Annotated in this window: 16 protein-coding genes; all 16 read right to left on the bottom strand. The window is 43.7% G+C overall.

Features of this window, described 5'->3' with window-relative positions; translation table 11 throughout:
* Positions 1 to 355: 355 nt before the first annotated feature.
* Positions 356 to 787: a PTS sugar transporter subunit IIA gene (locus A0O21_RS01440; protein WP_067060342.1), complete on the bottom strand. Its 432-nt coding sequence runs from the start codon at positions 785 to 787 to the stop codon at positions 356 to 358.
* Entirely contained in the window at positions 777 to 2,252 is a 1,476-nt protein-coding gene (locus A0O21_RS01435; protein WP_067060340.1) for a BglG family transcription antiterminator, read from the bottom strand. Before A0O21_RS01435 ends, A0O21_RS01440 begins: the two co-directional genes overlap by 11 nt.
* Before the next feature lie 318 nt (positions 2,253 to 2,570).
* Positions 2,571 to 4,556, bottom strand: a complete 1,986-nt coding sequence (tkt, locus tag A0O21_RS01430) for a transketolase (protein WP_067060338.1) — start codon at positions 4,554 to 4,556, stop codon at positions 2,571 to 2,573.
* A 444-nt stretch (positions 4,557 to 5,000) separates the two neighbouring features.
* Positions 5,001 to 5,648, bottom strand: coding sequence for a fructose-6-phosphate aldolase (fsa, locus tag A0O21_RS01425; protein ID WP_067060336.1), 648 nt, complete (start codon positions 5,646 to 5,648; stop codon positions 5,001 to 5,003).
* A gap of 624 nt (positions 5,649 to 6,272) precedes the next feature.
* On the bottom strand, positions 6,273 to 6,986 hold the full coding sequence (locus tag A0O21_RS01420; RefSeq protein ID WP_067060334.1) for an HAD family hydrolase: 714 nt from the start codon (positions 6,984 to 6,986) through the stop codon (positions 6,273 to 6,275).
* A gap of 70 nt (positions 6,987 to 7,056) precedes the next feature.
* A complete protein-coding gene (locus tag A0O21_RS01415; RefSeq protein WP_067060332.1) occupies positions 7,057 to 8,334 on the bottom strand; it encodes a class II D-tagatose-bisphosphate aldolase non-catalytic subunit in 1,278 nt (425 codons plus the stop codon).
* 26 nt (positions 8,335 to 8,360) lie between these two features.
* Positions 8,361 to 9,419, bottom strand: coding sequence for a PTS fructose transporter subunit IIC (locus tag A0O21_RS01410; protein ID WP_067060330.1), 1,059 nt, complete (start codon positions 9,417 to 9,419; stop codon positions 8,361 to 8,363).
* The gene (locus A0O21_RS01405) at positions 9,419 to 9,745 is read right to left on the bottom strand and encodes a PTS fructose transporter subunit IIB (RefSeq protein ID WP_067060328.1); all 327 of its coding nucleotides are present in this window, start codon (positions 9,743 to 9,745) and stop codon (positions 9,419 to 9,421) included. Before A0O21_RS01405 ends, A0O21_RS01410 begins: the two co-directional genes overlap by 1 nt.
* Before the next feature lie 575 nt (positions 9,746 to 10,320).
* The gene (locus A0O21_RS01400) at positions 10,321 to 10,791 is read right to left on the bottom strand and encodes a PTS sugar transporter subunit IIA (RefSeq protein WP_067060326.1); all 471 of its coding nucleotides are present in this window, start codon (positions 10,789 to 10,791) and stop codon (positions 10,321 to 10,323) included.
* Complete coding sequence (locus A0O21_RS01395; protein ID WP_227806878.1) at positions 10,784 to 12,706, bottom strand: BglG family transcription antiterminator; 1,923 nt, start codon at positions 12,704 to 12,706, stop codon at positions 10,784 to 10,786. Before A0O21_RS01395 ends, A0O21_RS01400 begins: the two co-directional genes overlap by 8 nt.
* Before the next feature lie 352 nt (positions 12,707 to 13,058).
* Positions 13,059 to 13,316, bottom strand: a complete 258-nt coding sequence (locus A0O21_RS01390; RefSeq protein ID WP_067060324.1) for a DUF896 family protein — start codon at positions 13,314 to 13,316, stop codon at positions 13,059 to 13,061.
* Positions 13,317 to 13,810: 494 nt separating this feature from the next.
* Positions 13,811 to 15,850, bottom strand: coding sequence for a glycine--tRNA ligase subunit beta (gene glyS, locus A0O21_RS01385; protein ID WP_067060322.1), 2,040 nt, complete (start codon positions 15,848 to 15,850; stop codon positions 13,811 to 13,813).
* A 32-nt stretch (positions 15,851 to 15,882) separates the two neighbouring features.
* The gene (gene glyQ, locus A0O21_RS01380) at positions 15,883 to 16,809 is read right to left on the bottom strand and encodes a glycine--tRNA ligase subunit alpha (protein WP_067060320.1); all 927 of its coding nucleotides are present in this window, start codon (positions 16,807 to 16,809) and stop codon (positions 15,883 to 15,885) included.
* A gap of 320 nt (positions 16,810 to 17,129) precedes the next feature.
* Entirely contained in the window at positions 17,130 to 17,426 is a 297-nt protein-coding gene (locus A0O21_RS01375) for a hypothetical protein (protein WP_067060318.1), read from the bottom strand.
* Positions 17,427 to 17,429: 3 nt separating this feature from the next.
* The gene (locus A0O21_RS01370; RefSeq protein WP_067060316.1) at positions 17,430 to 17,867 is read right to left on the bottom strand and encodes a hypothetical protein; all 438 of its coding nucleotides are present in this window, start codon (positions 17,865 to 17,867) and stop codon (positions 17,430 to 17,432) included.
* Positions 17,855 to 19,129 (bottom strand): Mbeg1-like protein, encoded by a 1,275-nt coding sequence (locus A0O21_RS01365; protein ID WP_067060314.1) that lies wholly within the window; start codon positions 19,127 to 19,129, stop codon positions 17,855 to 17,857. The genes A0O21_RS01370 and A0O21_RS01365 overlap by 13 nt, the downstream gene beginning before the upstream one ends.
* Positions 19,130 to 19,131 lie beyond the last annotated feature (2 nt).

The following is a 19,131-nucleotide window of genomic DNA, read 5'->3' as shown; positions in this document are numbered from 1 at the left end:
ACGAAGAAACTCCGGTTTCTAGGAAGTTTTATACTCACAAGAGCAGTCACATTCATACGTCAGCTTATGCTTCCTACGACTGCGTCTCTTTTTTGCAAAGAGCTTAGGCCGTGTTCAATTACTAAAGATACAAAGGCCGTTTAAAGCTCACAGCAAAAATAGGAGACTGAAACGAAGAGCCGCTAGGCTCTAGGACAGGCTATACTCACAGAGCAGCCACACTCGCAACTTGTAAGCCGTTGCTGTTTCCTAGTTTACGTCTGTTTTTCCAAGCTTTCAGGCCACTTTCATTAATTTATTGGCTTCCTGCTTGTTGTATCAGCTACTGTCATTATAGTCCGCTGTTTGATTTAATTTACTCTTCTTCATTTAGAATTGTCCTTAAGTTACTTTCGTTTAATGTCAATAAATCTTCTAAAAAATCTTTCGATGCCAAACGACGAATAAAATGGGCAAAAGTTTGTTTTTCTGCTAAAGTTAAATCGCCTTTTGCTGTCATCGCAACAATTAATGAGATATCTGAAATCGTTTCAGACCATTCTTCAATCGGCTTTTGTAACCTTAAAATCATAAAACTATTGTCAGCTTTGTCAGCAATAAAATGAGGAAAAACAACTTTTTCTGCAATTTGGATATTTCCTTTGCTTTCCCTTAAGCGGAACTTAGATAGAATATTTACTTTAGTCAGACCTGTTCTTTTATTAATCTTTTCAGCTAAAAATTGGTAAACATCATCTCTGGAAAGCAGATTCTGATTAAGATAAATCTCATAGAACTTATCTCCCATATTTCATCCTTTCAATCTGCTGATTAATACGGCGCTTATCATCTTCGGTCATAATAGCACTGACTAAAACACTATCAATTCCAAAATCTTCTTCTATTGCTATGCTTGTTATCAACAGTTCAGCTTCTGGATAGCTCTCTTTAAGTTGGTAGAGGTCATCATATGAAATAACATCTTCAACCTTTAAATCCGAAAAAGTGCGTTCAATCTTTGACCGTAATAATTCTGAAGTCCCAATGCCTGAGGTACAGACGATTAAAGTAGGAATAGGCTTATACTGAATTTCCTTAAATCTGACAAAATAAAGCGTCATAAAACCCACCTCATCTGGATTAATCTTGGGAAAACCATATTTTTGGCTAACCTTATCAGAAACTTTGACAAGCTGATTAAAAACCGCTGCGTAGCTGGTTTGAATCTGTCCCAGCATTTTATTTTTGATTCGGATTTTATTGTCCAGCCTTCTCAGCATAGGAGCAATGTGATTGGCCAAATCAATAAATAAAAGCGAATCTTCTTTTATTTCTTCCTGCTCTGTCATTCCCATAAGTTTAAAATAATAGTGAGTCACTTCAATCACTCGTTTGGAAAAGGCAGGTTTGCTGTCACTCTGTGTTTGAAAACGGGAGGAAATTAAGTATTGGTAAAGATAAAGAATCTCTTTTCGACTAATCTTTCTGTTGCTATATGTTTCAATATCTGCAATCACCCGCCTGCTCTCTGCTAATACTGCTTGGTTGGAACAATGTGCAAACAGCTCTTTTTCAGAATACGATTCAGGTTCAGCTTTTTGGATACGGTCAAGCAAAATATACAAATGTGAAAAAACATTGACATTATAAGGGTATGGAATAGTAACGTCTAAATTGTTTTCAATGGTTTTTAACTGTTTTGAAACAAAAAGCGCCACCTGATAATTGATAGCATAGTCATCTTTCAGATAGCTGAGATGATCAATATCAATTGTTTTAAAAGTTGTCACTAAATCTGCAATAGCTCTTCGTAAATGAGCTTCTTCTCCGTCTATATAAAGAGCCCGATTCTTGCTGATAATACTTAAGTGGTAATCCTTAAGCATTTTTTGAATTTCAGTTTTATCTTTTTGGATGACATATTCACTAACAAAATAATCCCGGCATAAATCGTAAATCAGCTGAGATTGAGGAGAACTTAGCAACAAGCGTTCTAAAATCTGTTTTTGCCGCTCTTTAGGAGGCAATTCCTCATCAAGCAAGTGTCTGCGGTGCTGAGACTTTAAATAGACATCACCATTTAACTTGAAACCTTTCCCTTTTTCTGACAAAATCAGGCTCTCTTCTCTATAATTCTGATTAATTTCCTTAATTAAACGATAGACCGTCTTTTGAGAAAGCCTCAGTTTATCAGAGAGTTTCTTTGCAGTCACAAAGCCATTTTTATTAGCTAAATAACTAATTATTCTTTCAATATTTTTTTCTTTTATCATTTTGATTTCCGTCCATATTTTTATTGTAAGCCTTTTCTCTCTGTTAGTTTTATAAAGGCTTGACCACTGAAACAGACAGTTTTATCTGACTTATTATAAGTCATTTATTTTTCCTCCTTTTTCTAACCTGAACAATTAGATTATACATGGAAAAATAAATGGAAGCTAGAAGCCTTGTTAGCCACCAGCATAGCTGGTGTTTTTTTTCATTTATCTCTACGAAAAAAACTGGCTGGAAGTCATAACAAAAAAACTTTCAACAAAGCATACAGCAAAAATTGCTGAAAACGTTGTTGAAAGTTTGGTAAAGAGTGAAAATCAGAGCGATTGATAGAGTTGAGCAGCATTATCTGCTGTGAAACCGTATTCTTCAAAGATACGGCCGCCTGGTGCTGAGGCCCCCCAGGTGTCAATTGTCAAAGTTTTGCCTTGGAGACCGACATATTTGCCCCAACCAAAGCTTGACCCAGCTTCAATAGCTAAACGCTTGGTAACAGCCTTAGGCAGAACAGCTTCTTGATAGGCTTCAGACTGTTCGTCAAAGATATTTTGTGCCGGCATGGACACAACACGGACATAAATCCCTTTATCTGCCAGAACGTCCTGTGTATCCAATGCGAGCTTGACCTCAGATCCTGTTGCAATAATGATGCCATCAAGGTCCCCCTTAGCTTCCGAAAGAATGTAGGCACCTTTGCTGACCCCCTCTTTAGCCAGCTCTTTTGTGCCTTTTAGGACAGGAAGATTTTGACGGGTCAAAACCAGCATGGTCGGACGATCTGTTTCAGCAAGTGCCTGCTGCCAAGCAGCATTGGTCTCATTGCCGTCAGCAGGACGGATAACATTTAAGTTAGGCATCGACCGAACGCTGGCCAGCTGTTCAACAGGCTCATGGGTAGGACCATCTTCGCCCACAGCAATCGAATCGTGTGTCATCACATAAACGGTTGGCAGCTGCTGCAGAGCAGCCATTCGGACAGCCGGAAGCAGGTAGTTAGAGAAGACAAAGAATGTACCGCCGTAAATACGGCTACCGCCGTGCAGAGCAATACCGTTCATTGCTGCTCCCATAGCGAATTCGCGGACTCCAAACCAAATATTGCGACCGGCATAATTATCAGCCTGAAAATCAGACTCTGCTTTAACCATAGTATTGTTCGAAGCTGAAAGATCAGCGGACCCGCCCCAAAATGCCGGAATCTGCTCTGAAATCTGCTGAATAGCCTGCTGGCTGGATACCCGGCTGGCAAGGCTGCTGCCCAATTCATGCGCCTGAAGTTCAACAGTCTGAGGCGTTTTAGCGAAGGAAGCTTGATACTGATCAGCTAAATCCGGATACTGATTTTGATATTCATGGAACAGCGTATTCCAAGCATTTTCAGCCGCCTGTCCGCGGAATTTAATACCAGCCTCAAAACGTTTGGCCACTTCCTGCGGTACAGTAAATGCCGGATAATCCCAGCCATAAGCTTTCTTGGCATAAGCAACACCCTCTGAACCGAGAGGCGCTCCATGAACGGCCGAAGTTCCTTGTTTTTCGGCACCAAAACCGATAATCGTCTTAACTTCTATGATGGAAGGTTTATCTGTCTCAGCTTTCGCGGCCTCAATTGCTTCTGCAATGGCTTCTAGGTCATTGCCGTCTTCAACAAGAAGATGCTGCCAGCCATAAGCCTCAAATCTGCCTTTAACATCTTCGGTAAAGGCCTTCGAAGTCGGACCATCCAGTGAGATATCATTTGAATCATACAGAAGAATGAGTTTCCCAAGCTTCAGATGGCCGGCTAAACTGGCTGCTTCCTGACTGACCCCTTCCATCAGACAGCCATCACCGCTGAGAGCATAAGTATAGTGGTCAACAATAGCAAAACCCGGTTTATTGAATTTAGCTGCCAAGTGGGCTTCAGCCATTGCCATACCAACAGCATTGGCAATCCCCTGACCTAAAGGACCAGTCGTCGCTTCCACACCATCGGTGTGAGTTACTTCCGGATGCCCGGGTGTTTTAGAGCCCCACTGCCGAAAAGCCTTCAAATCATCCACGCTCAAATCATAGCCGGCTAAATGAAGCAGGCTGTACAATAAAGCAGACCCGTGGCCAGCTGACAGAACAAAACGGTCGCGGTTAGACCATGAGCGTCCTGTCTTGGGATTGACTTGTAAAAATTTATTCCATAGTACATAGGCCATCGGAGCCGCTCCCATAGGCAGCCCCGGATGTCCGGAATTGGCAGCTTGAATAGCATCAATAGCGAGCGTACGAATAGTATTAACCGCTAAATTATCAATAGAATCAAAAGTCATCCAAACCCTCCTCAAAAATAAGATACAAAGGCCGTTTAAAAATCCGTATGAAAATGACGGTAAGTCCGAAATCTTTGATTTCGCAGACACACCTCTGCCAAGACGACTAGAAGGGTGCGGCAGGCTGTAAAGACTGCAAAGCCTTCAGACGGCTACGGCTAGCTAAACGAGAAGTCAGCACCTAATGGCGCGTCTCTTTTTCACTAGGATTTTAGGCCGTGTTCAGTTCCATTAAGATACAAAGGCCGTTAAAAGCTCACAGCAAAAATAGGAGACTGACCGATGAGTCATTAAAGACGCGAGGAAAGGCTATCTTTTTTGCAAAGAGCTTAGGCCGTGTTCAGTTCATATTATGCCATTTCCTTTATTATAGCATAAAAGCACTACTATACGATAGCTCCAAAAGTATAGTTTATATTATACCCTATCGCTTTAAACTGTCTGTTAATTATTTTTGAAGGTCTCCCAATCTTTAAGGAATGTCTCAATCCCTGCTGCTGTTAAAGGATGCTGGGCTAATTTTGCAAAGAGCCCATCTGGTATTGTAGCAATATGAGCACCTAGTTTAGCTACTCTTTCAACATGAGTGCTGTTTCTGATGCTGGCAGCAATAATCTCTGTTGAAAAGCCGTAAAAGTCGATAATCTGTCTGAGATCTGCAATCAACTGATAAGCATCTGTTCCAATATCTTCAAGCCGACCAATAAAAGGACTGATAAAAGTAGCTCCGGCTTTCATAGCCATCAAGCCTTGTGAAACCGTAAAAATCAAAGTAACATTGGTTTTAATACCCTCTTTTGAAAGAATATTGACTGCCTTTAAACCTTCTTCAGTCATTGGAATTTTGATGACAATATTTTCAGCCCACTTGGCTATATCCCGGGCTTCCGATACCATGTCAGGTGCAGTCAAAGCGGTAACCTCAGCACTGACTGGACCGGATATAATGGAACAGATTTCTTTGATAACTGTTTCAAAATCCCGTCCCTCACGCGAAATGATTGTCGGGTTAGTCGTAACACCATCTGCTACACCTAACGCTTTAATTTGTTTAATCGCTTCTACATTTGCTGTATCCAAAAAAAATTTCATTAGTTCTCCTCCTCACATAAGATACCAAGGCCGTTTAAAAATCCGTATGAAAATGACGGTAAGTCCGAAATCTGTGATTTCGCAGACGCACCTCTGCCAAGACGACTAGAAGGGTGCGGTCGGCTCTTAAGACGACAAAGCCTTCAGACGGCTACGGCTAGCTAAACGAGAAGTCAGCACCTAATGGCGCGTCTCTTTTTCACTAGGATTTTAGGCCGTGTTCAGTTCCAATAAGATACAAAGACCGTGAAAAACGCAAAAGGAAAATGACGGTAAGCCAGAAATCTGTGATTTCGTCTGCGCACCACTGCCAGGACGGCTAGAAGGGTGCGGTCGGCCGCTAGGACGACAAAGCTTTCAGACGGCTACGGCTGACGGTAAGTCCGAAATCTCTGAGTTGACAGACGTACCTCTGCTATAACGGTTAAGGTCGCCAACTGGGATAAGCACTAAATTTAATTTGATTAATCTTTGCCGATCTGCCCTGTGTTTAGGTTCTGTCTTATTGCTGTCTTTTTATTATAAGCTGAAATGCCAAGAATGCCGCATATAAAACTGTCCTTTGTAAGGGACAGTTTTATATGCGGTCTTTTGAATAGACAGCTGGGAGTTCTTATTTTCATATTAGCGAGTAGGCAGCAAGTCTTTTAGTAACTGATACAGTTGGGCCTCACTATTTACTTGAAAAAAATGATCTTTGCTTTCTGCATTATTTTCAGCAGTATGATGGCGTTTGTTCAGCCAGATGGCCTGCCAGCCGGCTTGACTGGCTCCTATGACATCATTTGTAAAATGATCGCCAATATAGTAATAATCATTTGTTGCCTGACTAACATTTCTTTTAGCCAAATCAAAAATTTTTCGCTCTGGCTTGGCGGCTTTAACAGCAGCAGAAATCCAAATGTTCCTTTCAGCTATCCACCTGCTCAGTCTCAGCTGTTTAATTTTAGCCTGCTGATGCTTTAAGGGGCCGTTGGTAATTATACCTAACTCATGGTGCCTGTCCCAGCACAAATCAAGGACAGCAGTCATTTGCTCAGACAGTTCAATTGTTTGCTGATAGTTTTCATAGCTGGCTTGAAAAGCCAAAGCCTGACTAGGGCTGATTTCTTTCCCGAACGCCTGCAAAGCCTTTTGTATCCGGTAAATTTTCATATCATCTGACGACATGGCACCGCTTTCTGATAAGCTGAAAACTTGATCGCTAAACATGCGGCTGTACATAAACAGTTTTTCAATATCCAGCTCTTGATCAGTAAAGTGATCATTATAAGCTTGCTGAAAAGGCTGCAGCTGGTCGTATAATGTATCATCAACATCAAAGAAAAGTGCTGCCATCTTGATAACCTCCTATGATATCACACCCCTTACCCTGCATTTGACGGTGCTTAAATTAGCTGTCTCTTTTTTATTTAAAAAAATTTTTAATCCGGCTGGTAACACCTTTTAAGTTATAGCATTCAGCGTAGTCACGAATCGGACGTTTGATATGGTCAATAACATAGCGGTGTCCGTCAATATCATGGGCAGAGAGATTAGCATACATTTTTTCAATTTCAGCCTTAACGGCTTCATCGTTAAAGGTATAGTGACCAGCGATATCAAGGATTTCAGCCTGAAGTTCTTCATTGCCGGCTTCAAGAATCTGTGCGACCGTCAAATCCTTTTGGTCACCCACCATCCATTTCCTCCAGCGCTCACTCTTTATGGCATGCAGAAGCAGCACTTCACGCGTATTGGAGCGTTCAGCAATCAGCCCATATTCCTGAAGTTTGCCTTCAACTGCTGCTAAATTCAGATAAGCTCGGGTTTCTTCTGTTCCGTACTGAGGAGCTACATTAGTCGCCGTGACATGTGCCGGAATATGTTCTAAAAGCGTGACATCATCAAGATAGTCACCATTGTGCTCTTTCAGACCGACCCCGTACTTTTTAGCCATCTGCGCTAAATCAACTGCATTCTTGAAATTGAAATGCCCAACCTGTTCTGTTTTACGTGTCAGGGTTCCTGTCTGCCCGACAATAAAGGTCGGCATCGGCAAATTCCGTTTGCCTAATTCTTCTTGCAGGCGCAAAATGAAGGTTTCATAGGTTTCAGTTGACGTCAGGCCTCCATTGGTTTCTTCAGTTCCCACTTCGTAGCCGATTTCCGGCAGCTGGCGGCTTTTGCGCTCCTTTTCACAAAAGTCGATCAAATCAACTGTCCGCTCCAAGACCGTGTCCAAAGGAATAACCTTTCCGACCTCAAAAGGATCTTTGGTCGGGTCAATCATCAGCAGATCAAAGCCCGCTTCTATATCAGCCAAATAGGATTTTTTCCCAAGCTCCATAGCTTCCTCTGTAGGCAGGTGGTCATTGCGTTCCTTATCACGCTGCCAAGGACCGCCATGATCCCGGCATAAATAATATAAATTGTCATAATTGATACTTTTTGCCACTTCTTCAACTGCAGCAGCAAAGGTAAACTGGTTCCAGCCATTGACATAGCCGCCTCCCAATTCATCAGCATCAACCTGATTGCGGCTGGCAATAAACATAACCGGATAATCGTCTTCCTGAGATAGCTCTAGAGTAGCTTGAACGCAATTTTTTGACATTGGGCCAATTCCCAAAATAGTAGCGCTCTCTCCGGTTTCCTGTAATTTCAACAACCCTTCTACGGTTTGTTTAATTGATAACTTCGTCATCCTCTCCTCCTTTTTCGCTCAATCACTTAATCTTTTTGATTTGCTGCTTCTTCTAAATTTGGCTTAGTAAAATGAAGAATAGCTACCGAAACTAATGTCCCAATCAGCATCGCGATAACATACCAGAGTTTACCATTAACGACCGGCAGAATAATGAGACCTCCGTGCGGTACCAGCGCTTCAACACCATTTGCCATGCCTAAAGCACCGCCGACAGCACTCCCTATAATAATAGCCGGTAAAACACGTTTGATATCCTTAATAGCAAATGGAATCGCGCCTTCAGTGATTCCGATCAGTCCCATAAACAGAGCTGAAATTCCCAAATCACGGTCTTCGGCCGTATATTTTTTGCGGTCGATCAGAGTAGATATAGCCATAGCCAAAGGCGGAATAGCAACCGCGATACGGTGAGCACCGTTAGGGGAATAGACCCCTTCTGCCATTAAAGCCAGAGTAAAGGCTGTAGCCGTCTTATTGATAGGGCCGCCCATATCAACCGCAGTCATTGCTCCGATAATCAAGCCGAGAATAATCGCACTGCCGCCCTGCATGCTGCTTAAGGTATCCACTAGCCAGTCCATGGCAAGACCAATTGGAACTGAAATCACATAGATGTAAATCATACCGATAATAAAAGTGGTAATGACCGGAACAATCAAAATCGGCATAATGGTTCTGATGGTTGGCGGCACTTTCCAGGTTTTACACCATTTAACAAAATAACCGCAGGCAACCCCCATCAGCATTGCACCTAAAAAGCCTGTCTGTACCTGTCCTGAACCGATGGGATTGTTTGCCACATAGCCTAGAATCATTGCAGGAGCCAAACCTGGCTTTCCGGCAATTGAATAAGCAATGTAACCGGACAAGATCGGAATCATCATGGCAAAGCCGGCACTTCCCAAGTCATTAAGGTTTTTCATAAATTGGCTGGAAATTTCCATACCGGAATCACCAGCATTCCCAGTCCCTAAGGCAATAGCCAAAAAGATACCGCCGACAACCACAGTTGGCAGCATGTAAGAAACCCCTGTATTAAAGGCTTTCTGCAAGTCTTTCCAAATCTTATTTTCTTTTTTCATTATGCATTACCTACAATCTTTTCTGCCTCATCAATAAACCTAGCCGGATCTTTAATCACTTCGCTTGGATCAGCAGTTAAGACCTGCTGGGCTTCTCTCTTCTCATCAAAGCGGTCTTCACCCTCAATTTCAACCGCGATAGCCAAAATAACAGCATCCGCTGCATCAATAACTTCTTGCTCTAATTCATTTTCAATGCCCATACCGCCTTGAGTTTCGACCTGATAGTCATAACCGCGTTTTTGACATTCTTTTTCAATAGCTTCCTGCGCCATATAAGTATGGGCAATCCCTGTCGGACAAGCTGTAACAGCAACAATTTTCATCTCTTCCTCCTCAAAATAAGATACAAAGGCCGTTAAGAACGCAAAGTAAAAATAGGAAAATTGACGAAGAGTCGCTAAGACTCTAGGAAATTTTATCTTTTTTACGCAGCGTTTAGGCCGTGTTCAGTTCCATTAAGATACAAAGGCCGTTTAAAAATCCGTATGAAAATGACGGTAAGTCCGAAATCTTTGATTTCGCAGACGCACCTCTGCCAAGACGACTAGAAGGGTGCGGTCGGCTCTTAAGACGACAAAGCCTTCAGACGGCTACGGCTAGCTAAACGAGAAGTCAGCACCTAATGGCGTGTCTCTTTTTCACTAGGATTTTAGGCCGTGTTCAGTTCCATTAAGATACAAAGGCCGTTAAGAACGCAAAGTAAAAATAGGAAAATTGACGAAGAGTCGCTAAGACTCTAGAAATTTTATCTTTTTTACGCAGCGTTTAGGCCGTGTTCAGTTCCATTAAGATACAAAGGCCGTTAAGAAAGCGGGCAAAACAGACTCACAGAAGCAGCTACACTCATCATTGATCAGTGCTCCGTACGTTTTTTGCGCTTTCAGGACAGCCCGGCTATTTATAAATCGACTGCACTGAGTTGGGCAAAGGCAGCGTCTGCAGTTGTTTGCTTCAGCAGCTTTTGACGGAAAGCCTCATCAAGTAATTTTTTACTCAATTCCGAGATAAATTTCAAATGCAGTTTTCCTTCACTTTTTTCCGGTACACCGATTAAAAAGACCAAACGGACGCTATCCTCATTTTGACCGCTCCATTTGACATCATCTTTCAGCCGTAAAAAAGCAATAAAGGGCGAGAGCACCGTATCCGACTTCCCGTGGGGGATAGCAACACTGTAGCCAATAGCAGTAGGCACTTCTTTTTCCCGCTCCTTTACTGTAATAAAGAAGTCATCTGCATCCTTGATATAGTTTGCAGCCTGTGCTTTATCCACAAGGTAATGGATAATAGCATCTTGATCGCTCAGTGTACTGTCTAAAAAAATTAAATCCTTGGATATCACATCTTGTTTTTCTGTCAATCTATTCACCTCCTACTGCTTGGTATAGTTCTTTAGCCGTTTTAGACAGCCTTAGTTTTTTTAAACACTCCGGCTCATCAATTAAATGATAAATATCAGCCAGCAGACCTCTTGCTTCTCCAGTATCTTTTGCAGCAATACAGACAATAAAAATTAAATCAACATAATAGCGTTTCCACTTTATCTTCTTCTGATTTTTAACAATGACAACATAAGTTTCATTAACATTTTTGGGATAGCCGTGGGGCACTGCGACTCCTTGCGGCAAATCGGTACCGCCGATTTTCTCCCTTTGATGCAGATTTTCAATAAAAGGTTCCGTCACAATATCAGCCTTAAGCATATACTGGCCAATCTTATCCAGAACATCTTTCTTTGTCGAAAAAGGTGTGTCAACAAAGATCAGACGGTCAGACAGTCTTTTTTTCAGAGAAGTCAGGGCGGGTTTTTCTGCAGCCTGAGCAGTGCTGCTGGGAATATAGCCTGCCTCCTTAATAGCTTCAATGTCTTTCTTTGTTAAAAAAGGCGACACTTGGACAACATTTGCAGCAGCGATATCAACATCAACGGTTGAAATAATCAAATCAAAATCAGATAAATCGAGATGCGCTAATTCTTCTACCGAAGAAATTTCAATCGCATCAAAGGATGGGATATTATTTTTAATTCTATTGAGCAGCAATTCTGAGGTAGCTATCCCCATCTCACAAACAATTAAGATTTTTTTATTCATCTTAATGCGCTCAAAGGCTGCTTGAAAATAAATGGTTAAAAAGGCAATCTCATCTTCGTTAAAAGCAATCTCAAGCTGCTCCTCGTACCTGCTGAGAACCAGCCATATCGTATTAAAAGTCATTGAAAACTCAACTTTTACCTGATCGGTAAAGGGATTCTCAATGGTATTTTTTGTTTTCAGACGGTAAATCATCGCGGAAATATGCTGTCCTAACTGTTTTACCAACTGCCGATCCTGCTCAAAATTTACATTTAAAGCATGAGAGATTTGTTCGATAATATCTGAGACCAAGTCATTATTAACAACATCGGTATTTATTTCCTCAAAGCGATTGGAGATCAGTTGGTTGGATAAGTAGCTGACGTCTGCATTGCTGTAGGAAAATTTCAGACGCAGAGAGGCTTTGTGAAGAAGTTTAACGGCACTTTCCCTATAAAATGATGTTTGATGGTCTGAAATATATTCCTCTTCTGTTTGCAGGTGATGGCCGTTTAAGAGCCGATAAAGCAAGATGATAAAAATGCTCAAAACATTTTGCACATAATAATCTGAAATGGCATTAATATTTTCCCGAACATAGGAGTAAAGAATGCTGGTTGCAACCTTTACAACCTTTTCACCGTAGTACTTTTCCAGGCAGGACACTTTTTGCTGCACAGAATCATTTAAATAAAGATCTGAATTGCTGATAATGTAGCGATTAAACTGCAGATACGCTTTTTGTATGTCATTTTCGCTGCCAACAAGCTGAGTCCCGTGACTGCCTTTTTGCAGTTTGATATCAGAACTGACGCTCAAAATCTTCATGATGACATCAAAATCGCGCGTAATTGATGTCTTACTGACTAAAAATTGGTCAGATAATGAATTAAAGCTGACTTTTTTTTCATCAAACAAGAGCATGCGCATAATTTCTATTCGCCTTGTCACGATATCGTAAACATCCCACTCTACCGCATCCTCTTTAACAGACAGCGGCTCTTTTAAATTGCGGACAGCAATACCCACACCCCGACGCCTCTCAAAGTACTGCCCGGATTGCTGAATATACTTTTCAATTTTCTCTAAATCTGAAAAAACTGTCCGCTGAGAGACACCGCATATTTTGGCCAGCTGAGCAGCAGTGGTAAAGTCATTCTGACTTTCCAAAATATCAAGAACTTGTTTTTGTCTTTGCGTTAACAACATACAGCTTCCCCCTTTCCCTTTGACTTGTATCCGAATACGCTTTCATTATAATATACTTTTCATTTTTTGGATATAACAACTTCCTTCAACAAGTTTTCTGCATCTTTTGTTTCAGACAGCGACAGAAACGGCTGATGAAAACAAAAAAGACTTGGTGTGTCTGAGCAGAAATACACCAAATCTTTATCGAGATATTTAGGACATAAAACGCAAGGGGAAAAACGGAAAAGTGACGAAAAAAACCAGTTCCCAGAAATTTTATATCTAAGGAGGACAACTACACTCAAAACTGGCTTATGCTTCCTAGTATGCGCCGCTTTTTCCTAGTTTTCAGAATGTACAATAACTGTTCTTAGGACTCAGGATCCTCTAAACTCCGACCGTGCAGACCTTTTTCCCGCTGAATTTGTTTAAGTTTTTCAGGCGTTACATCATTGCCTGCCTCATCAACAACTTTAATCCCCTCAATATGGTGGCGGACAGAACGGCGGTAGCCTTCAATGTATTCCTTACGGAGCTGGGCCTGCTCCACCTTTTCAGCACCGCTCAGCCCCTCTCTCTTCTTTTTTCGTGCTAATTCATTAATACGTTCAATTTTCTTAGGATCCATAACCCCTCCACAAGATACAAAGGCCGTTAAAAGAGCAAAGCAAAAATGGCGGTAAGTCCGAAATCTCTGATTTCGCAGACGCACCCCTGCCAGAACGACTAGAAAGGTGCGGTCGACTGTTAAGGCGACAAAGCTTTCAGTCGTTTACGGCTAGCGGTAACTAGGTAACGATACAGATTTCCTGTCCCCTCCCCCTCACTCTCCCTTTTCTAGGTTCGGGCTGAAATCATCCACTGGATGATTTCACTGCACAGCTCTTAGGCCGTGTTCAATTCACAAGATACAAAGGGCGTTCAAGCTCACAGCAAAAATAGGAGCCTGACCGCCGAGTCACTAAAGACTCAAGGGAGGGCTGTCTTTTTTGCAAAGAGCTTAGCCCGTGTTCAATTACAACAAGATACAAAATCAGGTGAAAACAGTGAGCTGCCAATATGCTGCAAACATAGGGCGAGACAGCTTCTTTCGGTTTTTTAGTCAGCAGCCGGTTAAATGATTTATTTTGTCAGTAACCGGCTGAAATCAGCGACTTGCTTTGCCTTATCTGTCAGAGCCGTAAGCAAAGCCAGACGATTGTTTTTGACAGCTTGGTCATCGACCATGACCATTGTCTGGTCAAAAAAGGCATCAATCAGCGGACTTAAGGCAAAGAGCTCTGCCAGATTTTCCGCTGCATCCGCTCCCAGCTGCAGCTCTACCACAGCAGTAAACAACTGTGCTTCTTCTTGATTTTCAAAAAACGACGGGTCAACTTGAGACAAAGAATGGGCCTTTTGAGCCAGATTAAAAACTCGAGCCAGACTTTCAACAGCTGATTTATAAGCTTTCGTCTGCGCAGCCTGAACTAGAGCCGCTGCAGTAGCAAGCATTTGCGGAACCAGGAGCCTTGTCCCAGAGAGAACAGCAGCTCTGATATCCTTTGGAACGGCCGGAGCCAATATTTTTTCAACCCGGGCAAGCAGAAAGTTTAGAACCTCTGCTTCCTTGTGGTAGGTCAGACTGGCAAAGTTAAATTGATAGAGATCAGCAATCAACCTATCAAGGGGCAGATTCCAGCCAAAATCTGCAAGGATGCGGACAATCCCCTGAGCTGCCCTCCTCAAAGCGTAAGGGTCATTTGAACCGCTTGGAATTAAATCAACTGAGAAGAAACTGCATAGGGTATCCAGCTTATCGGCAAGAGCTAAGGCAGCGCCGAGTTTAGAAGCCGGCAGTTCTCCATCTGCCCCCAGCGGCAGATAGTGCTCGCGGATAGCTTGGGCGACTGCCTGATCTTCTCCGGCTAAAAGAGCGTATTTTTCACCCATGATTCCCTGCAGTTCGTCAAATTCCCCTACCATTCCGGTCAGTAAATCAAACTTATATATAGAAGCCGCACGCTCAAGCTGCTGGGTTTCTTGGGCAGTCAGTCCGATTTTATCAGCAAGGTAAGCCGCAATCTGCTTGGTACGCTCCATATGTTCTGCAAGCGAACCAATTTTTTCGTGGAAAGTCACATGCTTTAATTTAGCCACTAAATCTGAAATCTTAAGCTTTTGGTCTTCACGCCAGAAAAATTCACCATCTTCTAAGCGGGCGACTAAAACTTTTTCATTACCCTTGATAACATTTTCGATAGACTGGCTGTCACCGTTGCGAACCGAAATGAAATTAGGCAGAAGACGGCCTTGGGAATCGCGAACTACAAAATAGCGCTGATGGTTTTTCATTGAGGTAACCAGTACTTCTTCCGGAATGTCCAAGTACTTGGGCGCAAAACTTCCCATAAAGGCAGTAGGATATTCTACCAAATTGAGCACTTCATTGAGCAAGTCCGGATCGATTTCAACTTGAATATCATGTTCTTTTTCAAGTGCTCTGATTTGATCAACAATTCTTTGCTGGCGTTCAGCCGCATCAGCAATAACAAACTGGTCACGCAGATTATCCTCATATGTGTCTGGACTTTCAATTTCTGTCTGGGTCCCCAAGAAGCGATGCCCGCGGCTGACACGGCCGGAATGAATATCCAAAAAATCCAAATCGAGAGCCTCATCTCCCAAAAGGACCGTCAAGGTATGTACCGGACGAATATACTCAAAGGTGTGGCTTCCCCAGTGCATACTGACCGGAAAACTCAGATTTTTGAGCACCGCAGTTACTCCCTGAAGCACTTCTGCAGCTGGCTGACCCGCTTCATGTTTCGTCACATAAGCGTATTCTTCGCCTTTCACCGGCCGGAATTCAATCGCATCTGTTGTCAGGCCTTTCCCACGGACAAAGCCTTGAGCCGCTTTTGTAAACTGTCCCTTATCATCCAGAGCAATCCGTTTAGCAGGCCCCCTGAACTCTTCGATCAGCTCCGTCTGCATGTCTGCCAAATCCCGAACACGGACCGCCAGCCGGCGCGGTGTAGAAAAGGTCTCTATGCTAGTGAAAGTCAAACGGTTTTCCTCTAAAAAAGCTTTTAGCTTTGCTCCCAGTTCCTCCATTGCCGGCGTGACAACATAGGCAGGCATTTCTTCAAGCCCAAGTTCAATCAGTAAATGTTTAGCCATTCTTTCCTCCAAATTCACATACAGATTTCCTGTTAGTCAGTCGTTTCGCTTTCTTCAGCCAGCAGCTGCGTCTTAGCTGCTTCGTCCAGCAGAGGATAGCCCAGTGCTTTGCGCTCAGCAACAAAAGTTTTAGCAGCAAGACGGGCCAGCGTCCGAATACGGGCAATATAGCCGGCACGCTCTGTCACCGACACTGCTCCTCTGGCATCGAGCAAGTTAAAAATATGAGAGCACTTAAGCACATAATCGTAGGCTGGGTGCACCAGGCCTGCTTCTAAGCAGGCCTCTGCTTCTTTTTCAAACTGCTGAAAATTCTCCAGCAGCATGTCCTGATTGCTGAGCTCAAAGCTGTATTTCGAGTGCTCATACTCCGGCTGGCGGAAGATTTCGCCGTACTTAACCCCCGGTGCCCACTCAATCTCATAAACCGAGTCGACTTCTTGGATATAAGAGGCCAGACGTTCCAAACCATAAGTGATTTCAGCTGTTACAGGACCGGTAGTTAAACCGCCGACCTGCTGAAAATAAGTGAACTGGGTGATTTCCATCCCATCAAGCCAGACCTCCCAGCCCAGACCGGCTGAGCCGGTAGATGGATTTTCCCAATTATCTTCAACAAAACGAATATCATGCTCGAGAGAATTAAGACCGAGCGCCTCCAAAGAATCCAGATAAAGTTCCTGAATATTATCGGGACTTGGCTTCATTACAACCTGAAACTGGTGATGCTGATAGAGCCGGTTGGGATTTTCACCATAGCGGCCGTCAGCCGGACGGCGGCTGGGCTCAACATAGGCCGCATTCCAAGGTTCAGGTCCGATGGCACGCAAGAAAGTGTAGGGGCTCATCGTTCCGGCTCCTTTTTCGGTATCATAGGCCTGCATCAGCATACAGCCCTGATCGTTCCAATACTGCTGCAAGCTCAAAATAATCTCTTGAAAGGTTCGTTTTTTCGACATTTTTTCTCCTCTTCTCATCAGGACAGGCTTCCTCTTGCTTTGCCCTTAGGCAAATGAAGCAGCTAAGCAGGCAGGATAGCATAGAAAAAACCGCCTCCTGCCCTCATGCTGCTGCACAGGGGCGTCAAGACGCGGTTCCACCCTATTTTATGACTTCATTAACTATAAGAAAAACAAACGAAAGCGCCGACTGCTTATACCCAATCTTCTGGCTTGCACCGGACCCAGAATCGCTGCCGAACGGTATAAGAAGCTTCTTTCTTAGCTAAGATTATAGCAAAATACCGACTGGCTGTCCAGCTCCGAAACAAAATAATCATTCAAATCTTATCATAATCATTTAAATGATCGGACAGGACAGTTTCAATAGCCTTGCGCCCTGCTCCCTTTATCGCCTTGTCCAGCTGACCGCCTAAAGCCTCTATCTCACTCTTGGCCTGCAGCGCCCGCGCACTTATCTTCTCATCATAATCGCTGACCAAACTGCGCCGCTCACTCTTTAAAGACGGTGCCAGCAAAGACTTAACCGCTTCCCATTCTAAAGCCTTGCGAATGGCCTTAATCTCCTCTTCACTCTTGCCTGTCAAGGCACTCGTTACAGCACTGACAACATCCATCTTCTAATTCTCCTCCTCTTCTTCACGGTACAAAGCGATTTTCTGAGCATAAAGGGACTCGATCTTATCCTCCTGCTTGCGGTGTTCCTTTTGATAGCTGTCTGTCAGATCAACTTCTTCATCCCCCAAAATCTGCCGCTGGTAAAGATATTCATTGGCTGTAACCCCGGCATATTCCTCAAGCAGGCGACGAAATTCCTGAACCCCCTCACCGTCCGGATAGGACGGGCTGTAGGCTAAGCCTCCAAACTCCTCATACAAGGTCCGTAATTTAAAGTGCCGTTCTTCTAAATCATTAATCCGCTCATCCAGTGCGGTCTGATCTTTCTTGTGCTGCTGCTCCATATCCAGCAAAGCCTGATCCTCTTTCAAAAGCTCTGCCTGCAGAACTGCTGCTTTGGCGTCTGTTTCTTTTTGTTTTTCTTTATCTACTTTTGCCATGATGCTATCTCTCCTGCTAAACTGCTGTCCGCCTCCAGTGCTGCTTCTGTTCCGGCCTGAACATCTGCCTCTAAATCGCTAAAGACTGTTTCTGCTGTCTCCATGTTTTTGACCTTCTTGTCAAAATGCCTCTCGGTCTTGCCGACCATCGACTCATAGGTCACCCCGGCCTCCTCATAGGCCGCCTGCACCTCGTCAGCTGTCAGCTCGGTTACAAACCAAGGGATTTCTTTGACTTTTTGATAAAGCTCCTCAGCCTTAGAAGACGCCTCATCACGGTAGGCTTTAACATCTTCTGCCGCCAGGCTGGCAGCCTGATGGATTCCTGAGGTGATAATCATGGACTGCTCACTGTCCAAAAAGAAGGTCTCCTGACTGTCCAGACCGCCGCCGCTAGCCATCAGACGCTTTTTCAGCTGGTAGTAACCCGTCATCAGCTGGTCAACCTGAACAAGCACCATGGCTTGTTCGGCATTCAGAGTTTTTATCGTTCCGTCTTCTGTTAGCTCATAGCCGTAAGTCATGTGCTGGGCTGCCATCCCCTCTGCCTTACGGCTATCCACATAAAAGACCTGACCGACTGCCTCGGCACTCCCCTTGTCAATCCGGCGGCCCACCATACTGATCCAGTCCCTGGGATCGACATAATTCTGAATCCGTCCCTTGATCTGATCCACATTGTTTTTCTGCTGCTTGGTCATCAGACCGTAAATATTGGGAGCATTATAGAGATAGGCTCCCTCAATCCGGCTGAGATAAGCTGCCGGCAGGTCCGCTATCGCATACTGGCCCTGCATAGAGCCCAGCGAATGCGCATATAGCTTGAACTGGGCATTAGGATAGAGGGCCATCAGCTCCTTTAAATCCTTGGCCGCCGTTTGAAGCTGGGCAGTCGCATGATCATAGTCTTCCGAATAGTTGGGATGATTTTGGCCCCAGATACGCAAGCCAATCAGAACATCGTTTTCAATCCAGTCATTCCAGACATCAGCCCCCTGCATGAAAACCTTGTCCGGTGAAGTAGAACCGCGGAAGAGCACCGTCACCTCTTCAACCTCTTCCGGATTGCCGGTCACCTCTGCCTTGGTCGGCACTACCGCATAAATCTGCTCTCCAGCACCATTTTCATTGTCATAGATTTTAGAGACAAAGCCGACAGTTCTGTCGTATTGATCCTCAACCCTACCTCCAAGTAACAAATCTTCATTATATTCCGTCATTGCTGTCTGCAGATTCTCTTCGTTAACGTATTTTTTAGCCATAA

The sequence above is a fragment of the Streptococcus pantholopis genome (assembly GCF_001642085.1).
Taxonomy (GTDB): domain Bacteria; phylum Bacillota; class Bacilli; order Lactobacillales; family Streptococcaceae; genus Streptococcus; species Streptococcus pantholopis.
This window is presented reverse-complemented; position numbering and strand designations above follow the sequence as displayed.

Excerpts from the sequence above, each read along its gene's own strand:
- tkt (WP_067060338.1), bottom strand. The coding sequence starts at position 4,556 with ATGACTTTTGATTCTATTGATAATTTAGCGGTTAATACTATTCGTACG.
- A0O21_RS01410 (WP_067060330.1), bottom strand. The coding sequence starts at position 9,419 with ATGAAAAAAGAAAATAAGATTTGGAAAGACTTGCAGAAAGCCTTTAAT.
- A0O21_RS01420 (WP_067060334.1), bottom strand. The coding sequence starts at position 6,986 with ATGGCAGCACTTTTCTTTGATGTTGATGATACATTATACGACCAGCTG.
- A0O21_RS01375 (WP_067060318.1), bottom strand. The coding sequence starts at position 17,426 with ATGGATGTTGTCAGTGCTGTAACGAGTGCCTTGACAGGCAAGAGTGAA.
- fsa (WP_067060336.1), bottom strand. The coding sequence starts at position 5,648 with ATGAAATTTTTTTTGGATACAGCAAATGTAGAAGCGATTAAACAAATT.
- glyS (WP_067060322.1), bottom strand. The coding sequence starts at position 15,850 with ATGGCTAAACATTTACTGATTGAACTTGGGCTTGAAGAAATGCCTGCC.
- A0O21_RS01370 (WP_067060316.1), bottom strand. The coding sequence starts at position 17,867 with ATGGCAAAAGTAGATAAAGAAAAACAAAAAGAAACAGACGCCAAAGCA.
- A0O21_RS01390 (WP_067060324.1), bottom strand. The coding sequence starts at position 13,316 with ATGGATCCTAAGAAAATTGAACGTATTAATGAATTAGCACGAAAAAAG.
- A0O21_RS01365 (WP_067060314.1), bottom strand. The coding sequence starts at position 19,129 with ATGGCTAAAAAATACGTTAACGAAGAGAATCTGCAGACAGCAATGACG.
- A0O21_RS01435 (WP_067060340.1), bottom strand. The coding sequence starts at position 2,252 with ATGATAAAAGAAAAAAATATTGAAAGAATAATTAGTTATTTAGCTAAT.
- A0O21_RS01395 (WP_227806878.1), bottom strand. The coding sequence starts at position 12,706 with ATGTTGTTAACGCAAAGACAAAAACAAGTTCTTGATATTTTGGAAAGT.
- glyQ (WP_067060320.1), bottom strand. The coding sequence starts at position 16,809 with ATGTCGAAAAAACGAACCTTTCAAGAGATTATTTTGAGCTTGCAGCAG.
- A0O21_RS01415 (WP_067060332.1), bottom strand. The coding sequence starts at position 8,334 with ATGACGAAGTTATCAATTAAACAAACCGTAGAAGGGTTGTTGAAATTA.
- A0O21_RS01405 (WP_067060328.1), bottom strand. The coding sequence starts at position 9,745 with ATGAAAATTGTTGCTGTTACAGCTTGTCCGACAGGGATTGCCCATACT.
- A0O21_RS01440 (WP_067060342.1), bottom strand. The coding sequence starts at position 787 with ATGGGAGATAAGTTCTATGAGATTTATCTTAATCAGAATCTGCTTTCC.